Genomic DNA, 17,976 nt, shown 5'->3' on the forward strand with positions numbered 1-17,976 from the left:
TTCTCAATTATATGAGCACATCGTGATGTGGATGAGATAGGAAAAAGGACATTGAAAGTTGAACTTCTCGAGTAAAAGAAGTAGCACCTGCCATGGGTTGGGGCTACAAATTTTTTTAATAGAAATGAAGAAATACGGAACAGTCCGTATCATAAATGAGCCGGACTCCCACCCTTATTAAAGTCACATGTATATGACGCAGACTGTTTTAAATGAAGGATGTTGTCGCATGTTTACCATTACGACCATCAATGAAGACTTACAGGAGCGATTGCACATACTAATTTGCTAAATACAGTTCTCCGAGCGTTACAGGCCAAAGTTGCCCAGACACACAAAATTGAATTTTGCAATGAGGAAACGTTAAACTGCGGAGACCCATGGTTTAACGGTTGAAAAATGACTTTATGGCGCATGTTTCCTTGCTCTTTCATTTTTTCACCATTTCCCACTTGTTTCCGAGTTCAGTGGCCAAGGCTTTGAACGAAGAAGCAGCTGATCGCCAAAACCTTCTTTTATGTCAATAAAGTGCCACGTAAGCGCCTTTGTCGCCTCCCTTTATAAAAACGAAACAACATTCTATATTTAAATATTTTTGTAAATTAATTTGGGTACGATATAATTTTTATAGATCCTAACTTTTAAGGGGGTAGATGGAATGGGAAAGATGGAAAATAAAGTTGTAATTGTAACTGGAGCGGCTATGGGTAATGGATTGGGGATCGCCAAAGTGTTAGCGAAATACCGCGGAAAAGTCGTTTTGGCTGATATTTCATCAAAGGTGCACGAAGCGAGTAACCGATTGAATGAAGAAGGCTATGAAACAATGGCGGTTGAAATGGATGTCAGTAATCCAGAAAGTATTAATGCCGCCGTGAAACAAGTAATGGAGCAATACGGACGGATCGATGCCCTTGTCAATAACGCCGGAGTCATACGGTTAGGCTCGTTGTTGGATACTACAAATGAAGACCGTGACTTTCAATTCAACATTAACATTAATGGTGTGTGGAACGTTTCAAAAGCCGTCTTGCCTTATATGAAAGAGAAAAAATATGGGCGAATTGTCAATCTTTCCTCCGTAACAGGCATGATGGTTGCGGATCCTGGAGAAACGGCCTACGCAACATCGAAAGCGGCTGTGATTGGCTTTACAAAAGCTTTGGCACGAGAGGTCGCCGAACACGGAATTACCGTAAACGCGATAATGCCAGGGTATATCCATACACCAATGGCCGAACAAATTGCCCATGATTCCAATCCGGAAAACCCTCAAGAAGTGATCGCCGGAATTGCGAGTGGCGTACCTTTAGGACGGCTTGGAAAAATTGAAGAAGTGGGAGAATTGGCGGCGTTTTTAGCATCGGACGAATCCAGCTACATAACCGGCACTCAAATTGTAATAGACGGCGGAAGTTCATTGCCGGAAACTGTTTCGGCCGGGGTGTGAAAGTAATTGCCAACGGTTGAGCCCGAATCCCTTAGATAGAGTGAAAATTCAACCAGTGGGGGGTTCGAGGCTGACACAAAACCTTATAAAAATGAATAAGCCGCACATGAAATCAAATGTAAAAACTTTGATTTCACGCGGTTTTCTGTTCACGACTTGTACGAATATCTTTTCGTTTTCAACTTATTCCCAGCTAGTATACGAACCTCCATTCCCTGATAAGGAACAGCAAGACAGGCAGGCTGGGCAGCGACACCTGTGAAAGCGATGATCAATGTATCAATGAAAAGCGGGGGCGGGCGAAAACTGTTCCTGTCTATACAAGAACACCGCCGTACATCCTTGATGGACTTTAACGCTCAAGGACATGCCATATCATCCCCGGCTTGAAGTACACCAATAAATGGGAGGTTACTATTACCATTCGAATGGAAATTTCAATGCCTTCCTTATTAGAACAAAAGGGCAAATATCTACAGGAGTTTATCCTGTGAGTATTGCCCTTTTTCCAATTTATACGGCTAACTGATTATACATGAAAAAAGTTGGAGCAAACCAAACTGCTTATCTTGGTGGTATTTACACTTTTAGGTCGAAGCTAGAACTAGCGGCCCGACTGTAGTTTTGTGTCGGGCTTGTTTTCATCTCTGCTCTTGCGGCTTTATAGGCTTCATAATAAATTGCCGTTGTTTCATCATAAAACTGACTTTCTGCTCTTGTCTGCCTCTCTGCCCATCCGGAATTAGTGCCATAAGATAATACTTCTTCGCCGTTTTTATTATAAATAAACATAGATGCCCCAGTTGCACCAACACATATTTGCCCTGTAAACGGTAATCCCGTAATCTTAAAAAAGAATGGTGAACCATTTGTATATGTTGCATTCATTAACCTGGGTGTCGTCAGTGATATAAGTCTTGAACGGTCAGGAGATACATGTTGTTTCTTATAAGAATTGATATAGGATATATAATCCTTTCCCATGTACACGCCTTTCGCCGCACCATCCTGCGCCATTTCCTTAATTCTTCTTACAACGTTATCTGGCAAAGAGCTTGTATTTTTCTTTTCAAAAATGCTTTTATCTGCTTTTGCTTTATGAGTCGCATGAGAATTTATACTTGAAAAACGGTCCAAACCACCAGAACGCACCATCATCATATCACCCCTTTTTATGAATAGTCACAATCATATTATCGTCTGTTTTTAGTAAAACTACATATCTATAAAATGAGCAGGACGTTCTTTATAGTTTTCTCTTCTGTATTAAAACAGGCTATTCCAAATAGTAAGGAATGGACATTTTGAAAAATCAAGGAAATACTGCCAAAGAACAGAGATCAAGAATTGAGTCTCCTGTAAGGCATGCACTTTTTTCCACGTTCCACTTTTGCCTCGACAATCACGGCCTAACCGCCAAAGAAACACATAATAGACAAGCAAATGAGTAAAAAAAGATTTACCCCCACCAAGCGAACTTAAAAAGGCAAGAGCATCGGTAACGGATCCTTCTACACTCTGACTAGCAAGACTCGGATTCAAATATCGAATGACATTACAACCAACAGATATAGGACAAACCATGCCATTTGGGTAAACGGCGCAGAAGTAGACAAGCGAAAGTCATTAATCGCCTAAGTAAACTTTCCCCCGATCAGATACTGGTATAGCTTTTTAATTTCTTCCAATTCGTTTAAATTCAAATAAAAAATAGGGCCGGGACATAAGCAAATACGAAATAGCAAAAACCGAACAATTCATTTGTAATTGTCCGGTTTATTTGTGTTAAAAAAATCCCGATTATCGCTACGTCAACATATTTCGCTTTCCGCGGGCACGGCTTCAGCTTCCTCGGAAAGCAAAGGTCGCTTTCCTGCGGGATCTTCAGCTCGAGCTATTCCCGCAGGAGTCTACATATGTTGACTACGCTAAAAGCTTGCGTATGATACATTGGGAAAATTTATCCCGCATGTCAGACTGTCTAACAAATATTCAATTTTCAGCACTCAAACGTACTTTTTTGCTTGCAAAACTTCTAATATTGAAATTAACAAAGAGTTTCGGTGTGGTTAAGCTACTAATAGCTCCACAATCTCCGAAATTTTTTTGATTTTCGTTAGTCTTTTGAAATTATAGGCAACACCAATTAGAGCTGCTTCTGCGTTCACAGAATCCAGCCCTTTCCCTAGAAAGAAAGTATAACCAAAGGATCGCTTAATGGTTCCAAAAGGATGTTCCACAATTTGTGATCGTTTTTTATAAATTTCATTATTGGCTTCCGTATCTTCTTTCAATTTTTCGATAAGTTCTTCATGTTCCCAGCGTTGAATATTTCTTCCTCTTTTAGCTTTTGTACATAAACTATATACAGGACAAGATAAACAAACATCTCCTCCAATATACCTTTTGTACTTCAAGCCATTTTTAGACGTGTTTTCCTTGTAAGGAAGTTCTTGTCCTTGAGGACAACGATAACTATCTGTTTCTTTTTGATACTGAAAATTATCTTTTGAATAAGTAGGATCTCCTGACATACTTTTCTTTTTTTGAGGTTTTAAGTATAAAGTGTTTCCGTCATCTAAACAATCTTTTATTTCTTTTGCATTATAATATCCTGTATCAGCTACTATGACTCTGTCTGTGTTTTTTGATAATATTTCATTTGTTTTTGAAACCATCGGGGATAGTTGACTCTGATCATTTACATCGTTTACTACATCTAAAGTAACAATCAGTTTATGCTTATTATCTACAGAAGATTGCATATTGTAAGCTACATCTATTTTCCCATTATTTTTCATAGCTCTAGATTCCGGATCTGTCGTTGTCAATTGGTTCTTTTCTTCTTCATTCATTTTCTTTTTTATTTCTGTTAAATATTCTTTTTTCTTTTGATATTTATCAATTTTCGATTCAATAGATGAAACGTTCTCTTCTGTTAATTCATTCTCCTGTGCTATTTGTTCTAGTTGTTGGAGGTAGTGTTCAATCTTTTCATCAATATAATTCATCTTCTTTGTTAATCCATTTGAAGTAATGCAATTTTTCTTACTATTTTGTGCTCGTATTTTTGTTCCATCAATGGCAATAAGCTTGCCATCAATTAATCCCCATCCTTTAAGTAAGTATGTAAAAGTGCGCATAACTTTCTTAAAGCCTTTACGGTTTTCCTTTAGAAATAATGAAATAGTCCCATGATCAGGACGTATTCCATTTACTAACCACATTAACTCGATATTTCTTTTACATTCTATCTCTAAAGAACGAGAAGATCTGATCTTGTTAAAGTATCCATAGATGAACAACTTTAATAAATCTTTTCTCTCATAAGGTTGTTGTCCAGGATTATGTTTTTTATATTCTTTAATTCCCATATCGACCAAGCAGAGTGATTCTACGAAAGCATCAATTGCTCGAACAGGGTTTTCCTTATCAATCATTTCATCTAAACACAGTAATTGAAAACTTATTTGATCTCTTGAAAAACCGTGAACATTGCCCATTCTAAAGAATCTCCTCTGCTTATAAGTTACCTATATTATACCTTTTTTTGGTTTTATTTGTTAGACAGTCTGATGTAAGGTGCCGTAAGACTTCCACATCAAAATCTTGAGTGAATGGAAAAGATCTAAGTGTGAGAAAACGGCACCTAAATGCCCGATTGGTTCAACTAACATTCAGTAGGAGATGGAAAAAAACTCCTACTGAATGAAGTTTCACTTTATTGTTCGTTTTTTATCAGCTGATTTAGTTGTGTCCCAGTCCTAAATAGTTTTGCTGTTGAACTTTTTATTTTAATTTTCTACTGTTCCTCCACAATCGTTCCCGTTTGTTAAAAACCTAGGTGATCTGTTCTCACATTCAAACTTAGCTGTCTACCAAAATTCAAACCCTTAGTGAGCCGCGGAATCCTCTGGCAGCATAGTAAGAGTCCGCACCGTTGTGATACAAAAAAACGTGGCCGAAGCGATAATCGCAAAAAAGGGCACCGCCAAGTTCTCTAATATCAGACGGTGTTTGCACCCAACTTGACGTTTTTTGATCGAATTTTCCGAGTTTTTGCAACTCTCGATATTGTTCTTCTGTCAAAAGTTCGATGCCCATGGCCGTTGCCATATCAATAGCGTTATTTTCTGGTTTATGTTTTTTCCTTGACTCTAGCGCTTCACGGTCGTAACAAACACTTCTGCGCCCTTTGGGACTTTCCGCTGAACAATCATAAAAGATGTATTCATCCTTCTTTTTATCATAACCAACAACATCCGGTTCACCGCCCGTTTTTTCCATTTCATTGAGCGACCATAGTTTTAGAGGAGTAGCTTCCAACTTCTCTTGAACTTTCGTCCATTCAAGACCTTTATGGCGGTCCATGTTCTTCTCAAAACGGGCTTTCAATGTTTTAAGTAATTCTTCACGTTGTTCTAGGGACAATTCCTTTTCACTGCTGATGTTATTTCCCTTTGTCATGTTCATTCCTCCTTATCGTTTTTACTCATTATTTCAGAATATACGAATAGCCAGAATTCCATACAGTCATCTACATTTCGGTTTTGACATAATAATGATCAATGTTTCATAGATCAATTATATCAAGTACGAGCTTTGTTTCATATATTCATGTAAAGTGACAAGAGATGTTCCCATTGATTGACAAGGTAATATACAAAACTATATCACTTTTCTAAATATATGGCGGCGCTTCATTAAAAGCGCCTGTTTCTTCAACCAAATACCTTGCCATATCAGGATAACAGATAGCGCTCGCCCCATTCCCAAAGCTGTCAAAAAGGCAAATTGAAACTCTTTCACTTCTACCTTCCATACATTAGATGAAAAAATTATTCCATATAGTCTTCAACTAATTCAAAGCATCTTTCTTCTGTAATATCTGCTTGCACAGCCACAAATTCTAATTGTTCCATCGTACCACCTTTATATGTAAGAGATGCCTCTTTTGCAGAGTTATCTCGGTAAGCTATCCATTCACGTTGTTCTTTTCTTAGTTGGTCCATCTCTTCTGAAGGAAGTTGCTTCTGTAAAACTTCATAAACTTCATTTAACAATCCATCCCAAACGTCATATCTATCTCCCTCAACTTTTTTCAAAGCGTATGTTGAATCATCTTCTGGATTGTTTTTTAGCTCATCCATTTCTTTTTTAGTTTCATTTAATTTCTTGAGATATTCTTCCTTCAAACTCGCTGTTTGATTCGTTGAAGCGTCTTCTTCTTTAAGCTCATTGGTTGATATATCTGCTTTTTCGTTTGTTTCACTTCTTGTATCAGCGGTATTCGCTTTGTCGTGATGTGAATCATTCTCTGCCGAATCTGCACCAGAAGAATCGGTGTTTGGGTTTTGAGTGGTGTTATTTGGAGACTGTTTGTCCAAGCCAGCACTTGACTCGTCGGATGAGTTGCCACAAGCAGCCAATATAACGAATACGACTGTTAACATTCCTAATAAAAATGTACGATTATTTTTCATGAAAATACTGCCTTTCTTTTTCTATAATGTAGGTTATTCTGTATCCACAACTTTAACCTATTGTTTAAAACCATCTTTTTCCATCTCTTACTCTTTGTTTATGTTAACATATACTCAATATGCATCCCAAACTCATTCCGAATTGTTCAATTTTTACCAATTTCATTTTACGACTGTTTCATCCTTCTACTATCCTGAACTTTTGATTTTAGATGGGGAAATCCTCCCGAAACTATTTCAGTTCTTTTTTACGCTCTTCTTCTTTCTCTTTATACCGACATTTTAGCAGCGGGCGGGAAGATCGTTCCCTCATTTCTTAATTTCGATCATGATTGTGATGTAAGCTAAAACCACGTTGTTCAAATTTATACTCGAACTTTGTGTCTAATAACAACTTGCTTAGCACCCTGTTTGCCAGTTCAATTTCCTTCGTTGTATAAAGTTGAGTCATTTTTCGATACATTTGCTCTTCCGCTTTTGTAATGAGTAGATGTTTTTCTTTACCTAATGGACTGAGTGTCATTCTTATAAACCGGGCGTCATTTTTATCCTTTTCCCGCCTTATGAGGCCTTCTTTTACCATTCTCTCCACTAACCTGGAAGGACTTCCATCTTCACAGATTAGTAACTGTCCCAACTCTTTCAGAGTAAGGAACTCCTTTTCTGCTAAAATACGTATTACTTCAGCTTGTGAAGGTGTAACGCCAATTTCTCTTAGTAATTCCATTAAGATTTTATTTCCTTGTCTTTGTGCAGCCAAAATCAAATACCTGAACTTTTCTATCTCGCGATACTTTTCCATTTTTTCACCTTATCGAATTATTTCTGGCACAATCGCTGGATCATGGTTACAAATGATTCTTACACATTCTTCTCTTTTTGCAAAGTTGTGCAGCCACTTTAAAGAATCATAAGCAGCCGTTCTATCTGTAGTTATACCAGGCAATATCATTTGCGTCCATGATTTTTCTGAGTAACCCACATCATTTGCCAGTACCACCCAGCCTTTTTCCATCTTAACCATCAAAGCGACCAAACCAGCACTATGGCCCGGTGTATGAACGATATAAAGCGAATTGTCACCAAATAGGTCATATCCTCTTTTATAGGGACCATAAGGTATATCAGTGAAACGAAAGGTATTTATAGGCACATCTTTCCACATTGATTGAATGTAGCCTAATTTTTTATGGGCCACCTTCCATTCGATGTCACTAACAAGGATATTTTTAGCGTCTTGAACATGTTTAATACCACTGACATGATCAGAGTGCATATGTGAAAGAATAACATAGTCCAAGTCCCTTGCCTTAATGCCAAGGTGATTGAGCCGTTCTGCTACTGAATGCCCTTTTGGCAATTCACCCTTAAACATAGAAAAAGCTAAACTCCCTAGATGTTTTCTCTGATTCACTCTCATATCTTCATGCCAGCCCGCATCAACTAAAATGAGCCCTTTAGGGTGTTCAATCAAATACGAAGAAACCGGCACCCATATCTTTTTCCCGCTATTCCTAAACCATCCCGTAAATGGAGCTGGGTGTAGGCCTCGCTCTTTATAAGCTAATGCTCGATCAATCTGTACTTTCCCTGTGTGTAAAATATGTATTCGCACTTCAAATCCCCCTTCAAAATAGATGACGCGTCATCTATTATTCATATTAAATGACACATCATTTATTTGCAATAAGGAATGTTGATATATTCTCCTGTAAAAGTCCTTCCCCTTTACCCTCAAGCAAATTGATTCGATCATAAACATTCAGCAAATCCCCCCGTATTCAACCGTACATTATAAAATGTTATGATTGAACCCCAAAAAATCCAGGTGATAATGGACGGTTTTTTTTGAAAAAGTTTGTCCCAACTCTAAAAGAAATCCTTTTCAACATACGATCCGCATACCCGTATTCCTCCATTGTCGTTAAAATAAAGTTTTTCCGTTTTTGGAAAATAACCCGCTTTCTGAAAAACCAGTTCTACTCTGGGGTTGATCATTAAAAAGACCCCGACGAAAATCGAGGTCTGAATCAAAAATAGATGTTTAAAGTGGGAAATGCTCATTTTAGGGAGCCAATTGTCTTTGTAGAAACGCTATTGGCCGAGCTGATGGCATTGATGTCTGAGGCCATTTGGGAACCTATTAATTGTTGAGATATCTGTATGAAGGAACATATCGAAAAATCCTCGACAATCATGCCAATAGCAATCAGCTTTTTCATCATTAACACGATTGGAAAAGTACTCAAATGTTAAGACAAGACTCTATAGACTTTTTCATATAATGAACAAGTGACGCCACCTCGATCTCCCTTCCTTCCCACTTATCAACACGCTCTCCTAAGTAAGCCTTTCTCGCTAAATGGAGTAAAGCCGCATGATATTCAGGTAATTGAGGTATTGCCCATTCCGCGGACTGATCTTTAGAGCTAATTTCACTAGTAGATGCTGTAAACCACATTCTGGCTAAAGTTAAAATGACATTGCGTTCGTCACCTTTTATATCCTCAATCAACCCAGGTAAAGATTCTTTAATAGCCCTTTGAATATCTTTTATTGGCACAGGATCAAGGATTTCTGCTGCATTTACTCCCAAAAGAGTCATGCTATTCTCTCTTGCAAGAGCTAAAAGAATAGCTAAATCAGGATCATAAGTGGGCGGAGGGATATCTCCCTTTTCAAACTGATCTCTCAGCCACTCTCCATACATAAATTCATATTTGGGAGGAAATTGCCAAGGAACAACATCTTTTTGATTGATCACCGTCACTTCAAGTGGTCGAATCGCATGTGCATTTCCTATTTTTCCAGATATAAGCATCAGCCTATTTGTAAGCTCTCTCCGGGTTTTTTCAGATAAACTCTGATTTGTTACCACCAAAATATCTACATCGCTATTAATGCGTAAACCTCCCATCACAGCAGAACCATATAAATATACCCCCACTAATATCCTATCAAGCAGTCCCTCTATCATTTCGATTGCTTGAATGGCTTCCTTTGGTATTTTCTTCAGCGAATTGCCCTTCAATTGTTATCCCCCTTTCATGAAAAAATAGAGCATCTTTATGAAACTCTATTGCATCTTAATCTCAAATTTTCGCTTCATCTTCAGGTGGAAAAAACCCCATATCCTCTGGCTTTTGCATTATTATGATATTCCCAAATTGATTAAGCCAAACATCATTCATATCCGCACAAAATATGTAATATCATCATCCTGGAATTCATCTTTGGGTATATTAATATTTGTATGAGACCTTCGATCGTTACAATTCTAATTCGCTCTTCCTCATTTGCTATGGAAAGTATTATATTCATCATTTCCTGTTCTATTCTCTTTTACATGCTCCCCGTCTACAAAAACACCATAAAACAGTTTTTTAAGAATGTCGCTACTTAATAGTACTAAAGCGGTTTAAAAAGATTGTAAGTCCTATTGAGATAAAACAGCCTATTGGCAGAAGGTTTAACGTACTGATATTAAAATCGAACCCTGTTTCATCTGCAGTAATTTCATATACTTTAAAAAAGTCTCCAAATAAAACAAATGAGCTAAAATCCTTCATTTTTAAATAAATAGTAAAGAGAAACAACAGAACAACAGTTAATATTGATGGTAAAAAGTGCCCGGTAATAAAACTTAACAGTTTGCCTTTCATTTTTTAATCAACTCTTATTTTTCTGTTGGATTTGTTTACCATCTTTCAAGTAATAATATAGCAATTTCAAAATATATATCAAAAATATTTTGAGATATACTCGATTATTACGGCTGTAATCTTTTCCAGGTTTCCCCACCTATAAAAAAGAAATGTTTATACCATGCAGATAAAGTATATACAAACTTTATCCACATTAGTATAAACATTCTTTTAATCTACAATTATTCAATTAACGATGTGTATAGGTATATACTGCCGCAGCTTTATATTTACTTCCACCCTGCACACCGTGTGTTCCATAAATCACATAAACATTTGATGGTACAGATGACCATGAGCCTGAGAAATAGGTTCTTCCTCTTGGACTCTTAATTTCTTGTGTTGAGACAACTGTTTTTCCATTTCTATCCTGCATAGATCCCTTTATTGACAGCTGTGCAGAGTCAGGGTTTTGGGTTACCTTTGTAATATAATTCGAACCCGATAACGTTCCAGTCAGTGTTCCATACCCAGTTACCGGTTTAGAAGAAGTGTTTGCAAATGATGGGGCAGCCAATGACAAACAAACCAAAATAGCAGCAATACTACTTATTAGCGTTTTCTTACTTAATACCATAGTAATCCCTCCTATTTTTTTCGTAAACATCCACTAGACCCAACAACATCTCAAAAACTATTTAAAACCAATAGATTTATTGGATATAACATGCCTCCTTTTCTACTCATTACCACCACCATACATGACTTACCTTAAAAAGTCCAGATTATTTAGACTTTTATTAATTTTACAATCGATTCTATTCAAGGGATTTCTCGGGGTACGGTGTTGCAGTCAATGCACCATCCTACCAAATTTAATCATTTTGATCCTCTAATAATAAATCATTTTCCCCATCCCTATCTATGCGATATTTTTTGGAGTCCGTCCTCGCCTCGTAGAAAATATATTGATCATCACAAGTAAAGTTCAGTACAGATTGCTCCGTGATTTTTCGGGTTGCAAAATCGTCCAGACTCATGGCATAGATTTTATATTGATCTTTACGATTCAAAAAGAGCAGTTCTGTCTCCGTTAAAATAAAATGTGTCGTTATGATATCAGGCAGAACTGTTTCCGAATCCGTCTTCGTATCATACTGAACCACTTCATATTTTTCATTAAAATAATAAATATGCTGACCATCAAAGGCCACACTTGTTAATAACGGCGCACGAATGATGACATTTGATTTGCCTGTCCCCCTATTTACCCGCCTAATCTCGTTTTGAACGATAAAATAGATACTCTTCTCATCCAAAAAGAAGGAATCTATTTCAAAGTAAAACCCCGAGTCAGCACTGTCCGCTGAATGAGGTCCTAGAAAATGATCTTCATTGGAATTCATGTTTTTTTCAAAAATGATCCACTCATCAAACGTCCTCGTATCCACTTCCATAACAAAAAACCTGCCACGTTCTTCATTGCGGTAGGCAAAACCTCGCAACTTATCAAACTCTTGCTTGATATAATAGACAAACGGACCATTTCCATAAATAGAGGTCTCAACCTTTGTGAGTGATTGCATCGGATTTCTGATCAAATGATTCATTTCACCAGTTTGCTTATCTTCAAATACAAGTTTCATATCATCCAAATCCGTTTCATCCACATAAAAACGATATTGCTCATTTTCAAAGGACTGCCTGGAAGAATAATTATAAATATCAACGTCCTTCATATTTTGAGTGGAGGTGCAGCCGGCAAAGGTAAATGCGGTCAGGCAGAGGATCACCATCATACTTAATGACTTTAACCTTCCGCCTCTTCTTTTCTTGACACTCCATACATTCGTATGCCGGATCATAATCACTATCATGGCCCCGATGTTAAGGCACAATGTGATCACGAACAGGATCATCACGGTCAGCATCGAAATTTCCTCAAACGTCACATCCATCTGATCTGTAACGATATTATACTCAGCTTCACTCCCTCTGAAAAACCCGGTGGCAATCATAAAGGCAAGCGGCCCCGGCAAAAAATATTTAGTGGATTCCATACTCAGTCCAACATAAGGTAACAGAATCACGGCAGTAGATGAAAATAAGGTTAATGCGTATTTTTTCGTCCATACAGAAAAGAGCATAATGAGCACGGAGAAGCTTAGGTTGCCGAATATTTTTAAAACCGTTACCCATATAAAAGTGGAAAAAAGTGTGCTGTTTTTTGTAGAAGTTCCAAAATAAGATAAACTCTGTAGGGGATAATCACCATTCTCTAAGCCATATTTTATGTGAAAGAATCCATACCTTAACAGCGAGGTTAAGAAACAAAGCACAATCACCGTCATGAATACAAGAACAACTTTTGAGACAGCATGCACGCGCGTCCCTTTCTTTACAGTCAAGTGAAGGGAATCCATCTCACTGGCAAACTCCGCACAAAAAACGGGCGTAACCAATACTAACAATAATAATAGAAATAACAAATCCAAATGATCCGTGGCCAATAGTCCATTCCAACCATTCGTAGATAAAAAATACCGGTTGTCCGGATTTTCGCGAATATACGAATATTGGTCAAAAATGACTTTAAAGCCACTTTCATTTTTTACGATTTCCTCCAATGGACTTGCTATTTTTAGTAACTCATCCTCGGAGATTTTTCCATCATAGTAATCGTTGTATGCCCTTTCTAATGCTACGTTTGCTTCAGAAATTCTCTTTGCTTCCGTTTTAAAGAATCTCTCTGTTTCGTCCGTAAGTGCCCCCTTAACTTGGTTTAAATAGAAAGCATACGGTTCGGAATTCATCTCAATTTCCGGGTTTTTTGGCGTGTCAAAAATCAGTAATGTCGCCATGCTTAAGACGAAAAACAAACTGATAAAGTACAAACCTTTCTGATAGAAAAGCATTTTCTTCCATTCATAACTTAATAGTGACACGCTCTCTCCCCCCTCTTCTGGTGACAGTATTTTTCCTAATGAGCAGCATTATGCCTAATATACAGATCGCTCCCCAAGCTACCGCAAACAATAAGGCTAGGGTATAACTCACCACGGGGTATCCGAAAAGATTGACAAATTCCGTTTTACGAAATAATTCCCGATTGACCACAAGCACAAATGGATTTAGAACTTTGAACAAGACTCGACCAGACCCTATATACAGTTCCTGGATATAATTGAATCCAAAGGTAGCGAGCAGGCTGATAATAAACGGAAATAAAGCATTTTTAAAAAAAATGGAAATCAATAAAAACACGAAACTCAGTACTAGAATTCCCATTGTTTTTATGAGATTCGATAAAACGGCATACGCTCCTAAACGGATACCAATCGATGAATTTGCAAAGTTTTCAATCGCATAAAGCGGGGAAAAGGTTGCTTCCACCGATCCAAAAAAAGTCGCAAATGCCACAAAATCAAGCAACCAAAACCAAAAACAGACAACAAAGACAAAAATGGCAGAGGAAATCAGTTTTGCCCAAACAGTTCTATTTCCTCCTGCTTGCGTCGTCAATAAAAGAACATCCATCTCCGTTTCCTTTTCGGAGACAAATACATAGATTAAGACATACATACAAATCAGTATGACCAAAAAAGATGAAAAGTCGTAATGAATAAGGTTTTCATACATTTCCGTATATGAAAAATCCGATATCATCCGTCCCGCGTAACGATCCGCAATCGCTGCATTCTTTCTATATTCGTATTGATTTCCGAGCGATTCAAAAAATGTCAGATTCTCTTTTGCCGTCATGACAACATCATTTGCATAACTTTTGTACATATAGGCATATTCCATTGGATTCACAAAATTCCAACGGAAGAATAAGGTGTCGTTGTATACATTTCCCGTATATGTATTCGGATTATCTGTTGCTGTGCTTGCGGTTTTATCCGCTGTTTGCTGGTCAAGCGGTCCGTAAATCGACATGAGTTTCTCGATTTTTTCCTTTGTAATGGTTCCCCCAAAATCCTCATACATTTCCCAATATAAATCATGCCAATCCGACCCTGTACTTTTGGAAAGTAATGATGTTTGGTCATAAACGCTATATATTTTAACAACATTCAGTATACTAAAAAGAAGAATCGCCAGGACAACTGACTTTTTAAAGAAATGTTTACGGCATTCAAAAAGAAGTAACTTCACCATCGTTCGCGTTCTCCCGAATAGTACAAAAATACATCCTCCAAATTGGGCTCTATATTCACCGCATGGGGATCCGGTTTTTCATCATCAATCACTCTTAAATGAATGCCATCGTGATCCCTCATCATGTTACTAATGTGAAAATGATTGAGCTTTTCTTCCATCGTTTCATCTGTCACTGTCACCATCCAGACTTTCCCCTCGATTTCACGCGCAAGTGCCTGAGGCGAATTCTGTTTTAAAAGCTGTCCAGCTTTTAGTAAAAGAACCTGATTGGCGATATATTCAACATCGGAGACGATATGCGTTGCCAGTAAGACAATTCGATTCTCTGAAAACTTGGTAATCAAATTTCGAAAACGAATTCTTTCTTGCGGGTCAAGTCCAGCTGTTGGTTCATCCAAAATTAAAATATCAGGATCATTCAGCATCGCTTGTACAATACCGACGCGCTGGCGCATGCCGCCGGATAGTGCGCCGATTTTTTTATTAGAGGCGTCACTTAAATTGACGATATCCAATAATTCCTTTGCTCTTTTTTCACCTTGTTCTTTCGGAATATCTTTGAGGACACACATGTATCGCAGAAAGTCCATCACTTCAAAGTTTTTATAAAACTGCGGGTACTGTGGTAAATAGCCAATATGGGATAAAAAATCGATTCCTAAATGTCTCACATCCACATCATTCATGAGCACTTGCCCTTTGTCGCTCTTTAAAATGCCCACAAAAATATTAATCAGTGTTGTTTTGCCCGCACCATTCGCGCCCAACAGACCATAAATCCCATTCTCTAGTTCTGAGGAGAAATCTTTGAGTGCATACTTGCCCTTATATTGCTTTGAAATATCCTTAAACGTGACTTTCATAAACATGCCCCCCTTATTTCCCGCTTATCAGAAAGAACATTTCATTACCATTAAAATTGACTAATGATTACTTTCGATTCTATATCGTCTCGTTTTGACCCTAATAACACAATACAAGTCCTCGTCTCGTCTATCAATTTGATCACTGGTTCGTGAGACATAAAATGATCGTTTCCGTCATTTGAAACCTGTTGCTCCGCTTCCAACTTTCCGGTTTCCGTATGATACACCCGAATGGTCCAGCCGGTTTTATGTGCAATCGGAGTGGCAAAATAACGACCGGCATTAGAACCCGATATGAATCCGCTTTCCGCTTTTTCCCTCAGAGTATGCAGTTTCGTTTGATTGCTTGGCATCTCCATCACCAATGCTTTTCCGGATACAACGGTCGGATCTTCTGCAAATAACAGCAAATGATTGTAAGCCGTTAAATTCTGACATGAAAAATTGTCAAATGTACGATTTAACAACTCTGAACCATCTATATTTACGATCCCGCAAGTTGCAAAGGAAGGCTTGTCAGGGTCAGCTGGAATATCAAAGCTTTGCGCCTTAAATGCGATCCGTTGATCCTCATTCGTGAAGCCAATTTGTTCAATGTTGACCATACCAGAACGCTCCTTTGCGTCTTCAGATGTCAAATCGATGATCGTATTCTTTGTTTCTGTTGTAAAATCATAGATATATAATCCGGAATAGGTTGCAAATGCCACTTGGGTTCCAGAGGCAGAAAACGAAATCGCATCTGTTGACATCAACATATCGTCGTCCGCTAGCAATTGATTCAAGTCAAATTCTGAAACGATGTTCAAGTCATAATCGTAAAACGCGGCTTTATAACGAAAAGCCCCATCCGTCATCACCGACTCACCATGATCGCTCGTTGATGATTGTCTAACTGCCACATAACCATTGTCAGTCACCCAAAAACGTTCACTTAAAACTTCTTCGTGCGGGGCTTCTTGTAGTATTTTCTTCGTATCTGTATCATATAGGTATAGCTTATCAGCCACTATGAAAACCTTGTCGTCATCAGCATAATAAACATGCTTGATATCTCCCTCTAATTTCAATTCTGAAACAACATCCGGTGTCGTCGGCTTGGGTGTGGTTGTTTCGCGGACTTCATCTGCTCTATTTGAATGCTCTTGACCATCATTTGAGGGACCAAAATGTTCATTATTTTTTGAACATCCCACGGAAAAGAACACAAATATGCTGAATATAATGCTGAATCGTTTAAAATTCATCTTGATCCCCCGATCATTTATACAATAAGACGGATTCACTTTTTAGTAGAAAAGCATTATCAGGGAAATCCGCCGTATTCGTAGGTACGGAAACAACATAAAACGTATTGAAATCTTCCAATCTCTCTAAGTCAATCTCCACATCAATCACGGATACCTCTCCTTTTGCTAAAGTTGTTTCAAAAGAAGTGTCGCCATCTACGGTTGCTAACGCTTGATGGTTGATATAAAACGTATTTTGGTAGTGTATCCCTGGGTGGCCGAATAGTTTAAATGTCACGTGAAGGGTTCCGTTATCATTTACCTGTAGGTTATCGACATTCATCGCACGATCCCCATCAAAATTCACTTCATTTATTACGAGCTTTTCCAATGTCTCCAAGTCTATTTTCATCGCACTATGCTTTTCATGTTTTTCCAACAATTCCTTCGTCACTGGTTCTGTTGACAGACGAACATTCCTTAAATAGTCTTTTTTAGGGATGCTAGAAGCTTCCAGAACATCTGCATCTTTTTCAAAAACCAACGAACCTAACGACTGCAATGTAGAGTGATATCCTCCATAAGAACTCGTTTCTTTCATGTCTGGCATAAATGCTGGATTGTAAACGCTCGTAATATTGACATCCAAAGTATCCCCTTGCTTCCCTGTTATGGGGGTAAAGACAAATGTGAATGGTGTCTCTTTGTCGTCCTCTTCCAAATCAAGAATATGCATATATTCGTAAGGTGCTTCCGTTGTATTAAATTTATAGGGTTGCGGGATGCCGTCCACGAAAATAAGAAAACCGACATTTTTAGCTTTCCCTGATGCAGCTACGGAATAGTCTATTTTCAACTCTCCCCCATGATATGGAATGGGGAGCATTTCTTCATTTTCATCTACTTCTGGGTTATCAAAACCATGAACCATAGATCCCATAATACCCGTTTCTTCGTCATTTACTTCAAATGGATTGTCCGTTTCATGATGGATGGTGCCCTCGTTATTTTTATCAGAATTTTGATTGGAACAACCTGCCGCCAACACCATCAATGCGAGTAGTAATAATGCCAATGCATACCGAGAGAACCCGCATTTCCCCATACCTCATTTCTCCTTTCATATTCTGATGATTGACT

The 17,976-nt window shown here is 38.0% G+C and carries 14 protein-coding genes and 2 pseudogenes; 1 reads left to right on the forward strand and 15 read right to left on the reverse strand.

Annotation, left to right across the window (positions count from 1 at the left end; genetic code table 11):
• Positions 1-658: 658 nt before the first annotated feature.
• Positions 659-1,450 carry an SDR family oxidoreductase UcpA gene (gene ucpA / locus MHB50_RS13700; RefSeq protein ID WP_340083937.1) on the forward strand — a complete coding sequence of 264 codons (792 nt, stop codon included), beginning with the start codon at positions 659-661 and terminating at the stop codon, positions 1,448-1,450.
• A gap of 579 nt (positions 1,451-2,029) precedes the next feature.
• On the opposite strand, the gene MHB50_RS13705 is transcribed toward ucpA, so the two are convergent.
• The 15 genes and pseudogenes from MHB50_RS13705 to MHB50_RS13775 form a co-directional block, all read right to left on the reverse strand.
• Positions 2,030-2,611, reverse strand: coding sequence for a hypothetical protein (locus MHB50_RS13705; protein WP_205177965.1), 582 nt, complete (start codon positions 2,609-2,611; stop codon positions 2,030-2,032).
• 255 nt (positions 2,612-2,866) lie between these two features.
• Positions 2,867-3,013: pseudogene (locus MHB50_RS13710) on the reverse strand (ATP-binding protein); the annotation flags it as partial.
• 506 nt (positions 3,014-3,519) lie between these two features.
• A complete protein-coding gene (locus tag MHB50_RS13715) occupies positions 3,520-4,953 on the reverse strand; it encodes an IS1182 family transposase (protein ID WP_340083911.1) in 1,434 nt (477 codons plus the stop codon).
• 382 nt (positions 4,954-5,335) lie between these two features.
• A complete protein-coding gene (locus MHB50_RS13720) occupies positions 5,336-5,917 on the reverse strand; it encodes a DUF4256 domain-containing protein (RefSeq protein WP_205177967.1) in 582 nt (193 codons plus the stop codon).
• Between the two features lie 371 nt (positions 5,918-6,288).
• Positions 6,289-6,933 carry a lysozyme inhibitor LprI family protein gene (locus MHB50_RS13725; RefSeq protein ID WP_205177969.1) on the reverse strand — a complete coding sequence of 215 codons (645 nt, stop codon included), beginning with the start codon at positions 6,931-6,933 and terminating at the stop codon, positions 6,289-6,291.
• Between the two features lie 316 nt (positions 6,934-7,249).
• Entirely contained in the window at positions 7,250-7,735 is a 486-nt protein-coding gene (locus MHB50_RS13730) for a MarR family transcriptional regulator (protein WP_205177971.1), read from the reverse strand.
• 9 nt (positions 7,736-7,744) lie between these two features.
• Positions 7,745-8,548: an N-acyl homoserine lactonase family protein gene (locus MHB50_RS13735; protein ID WP_205177973.1), complete on the reverse strand. Its 804-nt coding sequence runs from the start codon at positions 8,546-8,548 to the stop codon at positions 7,745-7,747.
• 630 nt (positions 8,549-9,178) lie between these two features.
• The gene (gene ant(9), locus MHB50_RS13740) at positions 9,179-9,910 is read right to left on the reverse strand and encodes an aminoglycoside nucleotidyltransferase ANT(9) (RefSeq protein ID WP_236016936.1); all 732 of its coding nucleotides are present in this window, start codon (positions 9,908-9,910) and stop codon (positions 9,179-9,181) included.
• Positions 9,911-10,037: 127 nt separating this feature from the next.
• Positions 10,038-10,257 (reverse strand): annotated as a pseudogene (locus MHB50_RS13745) (aminoglycoside 6-adenylyltransferase); the annotation flags it as partial.
• A gap of 570 nt (positions 10,258-10,827) precedes the next feature.
• On the reverse strand, positions 10,828-11,214 hold the full coding sequence (locus MHB50_RS13750) for a hypothetical protein (protein ID WP_205177977.1): 387 nt from the start codon (positions 11,212-11,214) through the stop codon (positions 10,828-10,830).
• 238 nt (positions 11,215-11,452) lie between these two features.
• Positions 11,453-13,522, reverse strand: coding sequence for a DUF5050 domain-containing protein (locus tag MHB50_RS13755; protein WP_340083939.1), 2,070 nt, complete (start codon positions 13,520-13,522; stop codon positions 11,453-11,455).
• The gene (locus MHB50_RS13760; RefSeq protein WP_205177979.1) at positions 13,503-14,738 is read right to left on the reverse strand and encodes an ABC transporter permease; all 1,236 of its coding nucleotides are present in this window, start codon (positions 14,736-14,738) and stop codon (positions 13,503-13,505) included. Before MHB50_RS13760 ends, MHB50_RS13755 begins: the two co-directional genes overlap by 20 nt.
• Positions 14,732-15,604, reverse strand: coding sequence for an ABC transporter ATP-binding protein (locus MHB50_RS13765; protein ID WP_205177980.1), 873 nt, complete (start codon positions 15,602-15,604; stop codon positions 14,732-14,734). The genes MHB50_RS13760 and MHB50_RS13765 overlap by 7 nt, the downstream gene beginning before the upstream one ends.
• A 50-nt stretch (positions 15,605-15,654) precedes the next feature.
• The gene (locus MHB50_RS13770; protein ID WP_340083941.1) at positions 15,655-16,854 is read right to left on the reverse strand and encodes a transcriptional regulator; all 1,200 of its coding nucleotides are present in this window, start codon (positions 16,852-16,854) and stop codon (positions 15,655-15,657) included.
• 13 nt (positions 16,855-16,867) lie between these two features.
• Positions 16,868-17,941 carry a beta-glucanase/beta-glucan synthetase gene (locus tag MHB50_RS13775; protein ID WP_205177984.1) on the reverse strand — a complete coding sequence of 358 codons (1,074 nt, stop codon included), beginning with the start codon at positions 17,939-17,941 and terminating at the stop codon, positions 16,868-16,870.
• Between the last annotated feature and the right edge of the window lie 35 nt (positions 17,942-17,976).

Origin of the sequence: Siminovitchia sp. FSL H7-0308 (assembly GCF_037980985.1) — a bacterium.
Lineage (GTDB): Bacteria > Bacillota > Bacilli > Bacillales > Bacillaceae_C > Siminovitchia > Siminovitchia thermophila.

Excerpts from the sequence above, each read along its gene's own strand:
- MHB50_RS13705 (WP_205177965.1), bottom strand. The coding sequence starts at position 2,611 with ATGATGATGGTGCGTTCTGGTGGTTTGGACCGTTTTTCAAGTATAAAT.
- MHB50_RS13765 (WP_205177980.1), bottom strand. The coding sequence starts at position 15,604 with ATGAAAGTCACGTTTAAGGATATTTCAAAGCAATATAAGGGCAAGTAT.
- MHB50_RS13715 (WP_340083911.1), bottom strand. The coding sequence starts at position 4,953 with ATGGGCAATGTTCACGGTTTTTCAAGAGATCAAATAAGTTTTCAATTA.
- MHB50_RS13730 (WP_205177971.1), bottom strand. The coding sequence starts at position 7,735 with ATGGAAAAGTATCGCGAGATAGAAAAGTTCAGGTATTTGATTTTGGCT.
- MHB50_RS13770 (WP_340083941.1), bottom strand. The coding sequence starts at position 16,854 with ATGAATTTTAAACGATTCAGCATTATATTCAGCATATTTGTGTTCTTT.
- MHB50_RS13725 (WP_205177969.1), bottom strand. The coding sequence starts at position 6,933 with ATGAAAAATAATCGTACATTTTTATTAGGAATGTTAACAGTCGTATTC.
- MHB50_RS13775 (WP_205177984.1), bottom strand. The coding sequence starts at position 17,941 with ATGGGGAAATGCGGGTTCTCTCGGTATGCATTGGCATTATTACTACTC.
- MHB50_RS13720 (WP_205177967.1), bottom strand. The coding sequence starts at position 5,917 with ATGACAAAGGGAAATAACATCAGCAGTGAAAAGGAATTGTCCCTAGAA.
- MHB50_RS13760 (WP_205177979.1), bottom strand. The coding sequence starts at position 14,738 with ATGGTGAAGTTACTTCTTTTTGAATGCCGTAAACATTTCTTTAAAAAG.
- MHB50_RS13750 (WP_205177977.1), bottom strand. The coding sequence starts at position 11,214 with ATGGTATTAAGTAAGAAAACGCTAATAAGTAGTATTGCTGCTATTTTG.
- ucpA (WP_340083937.1), top strand. The coding sequence starts at position 659 with ATGGGAAAGATGGAAAATAAAGTTGTAATTGTAACTGGAGCGGCTATG.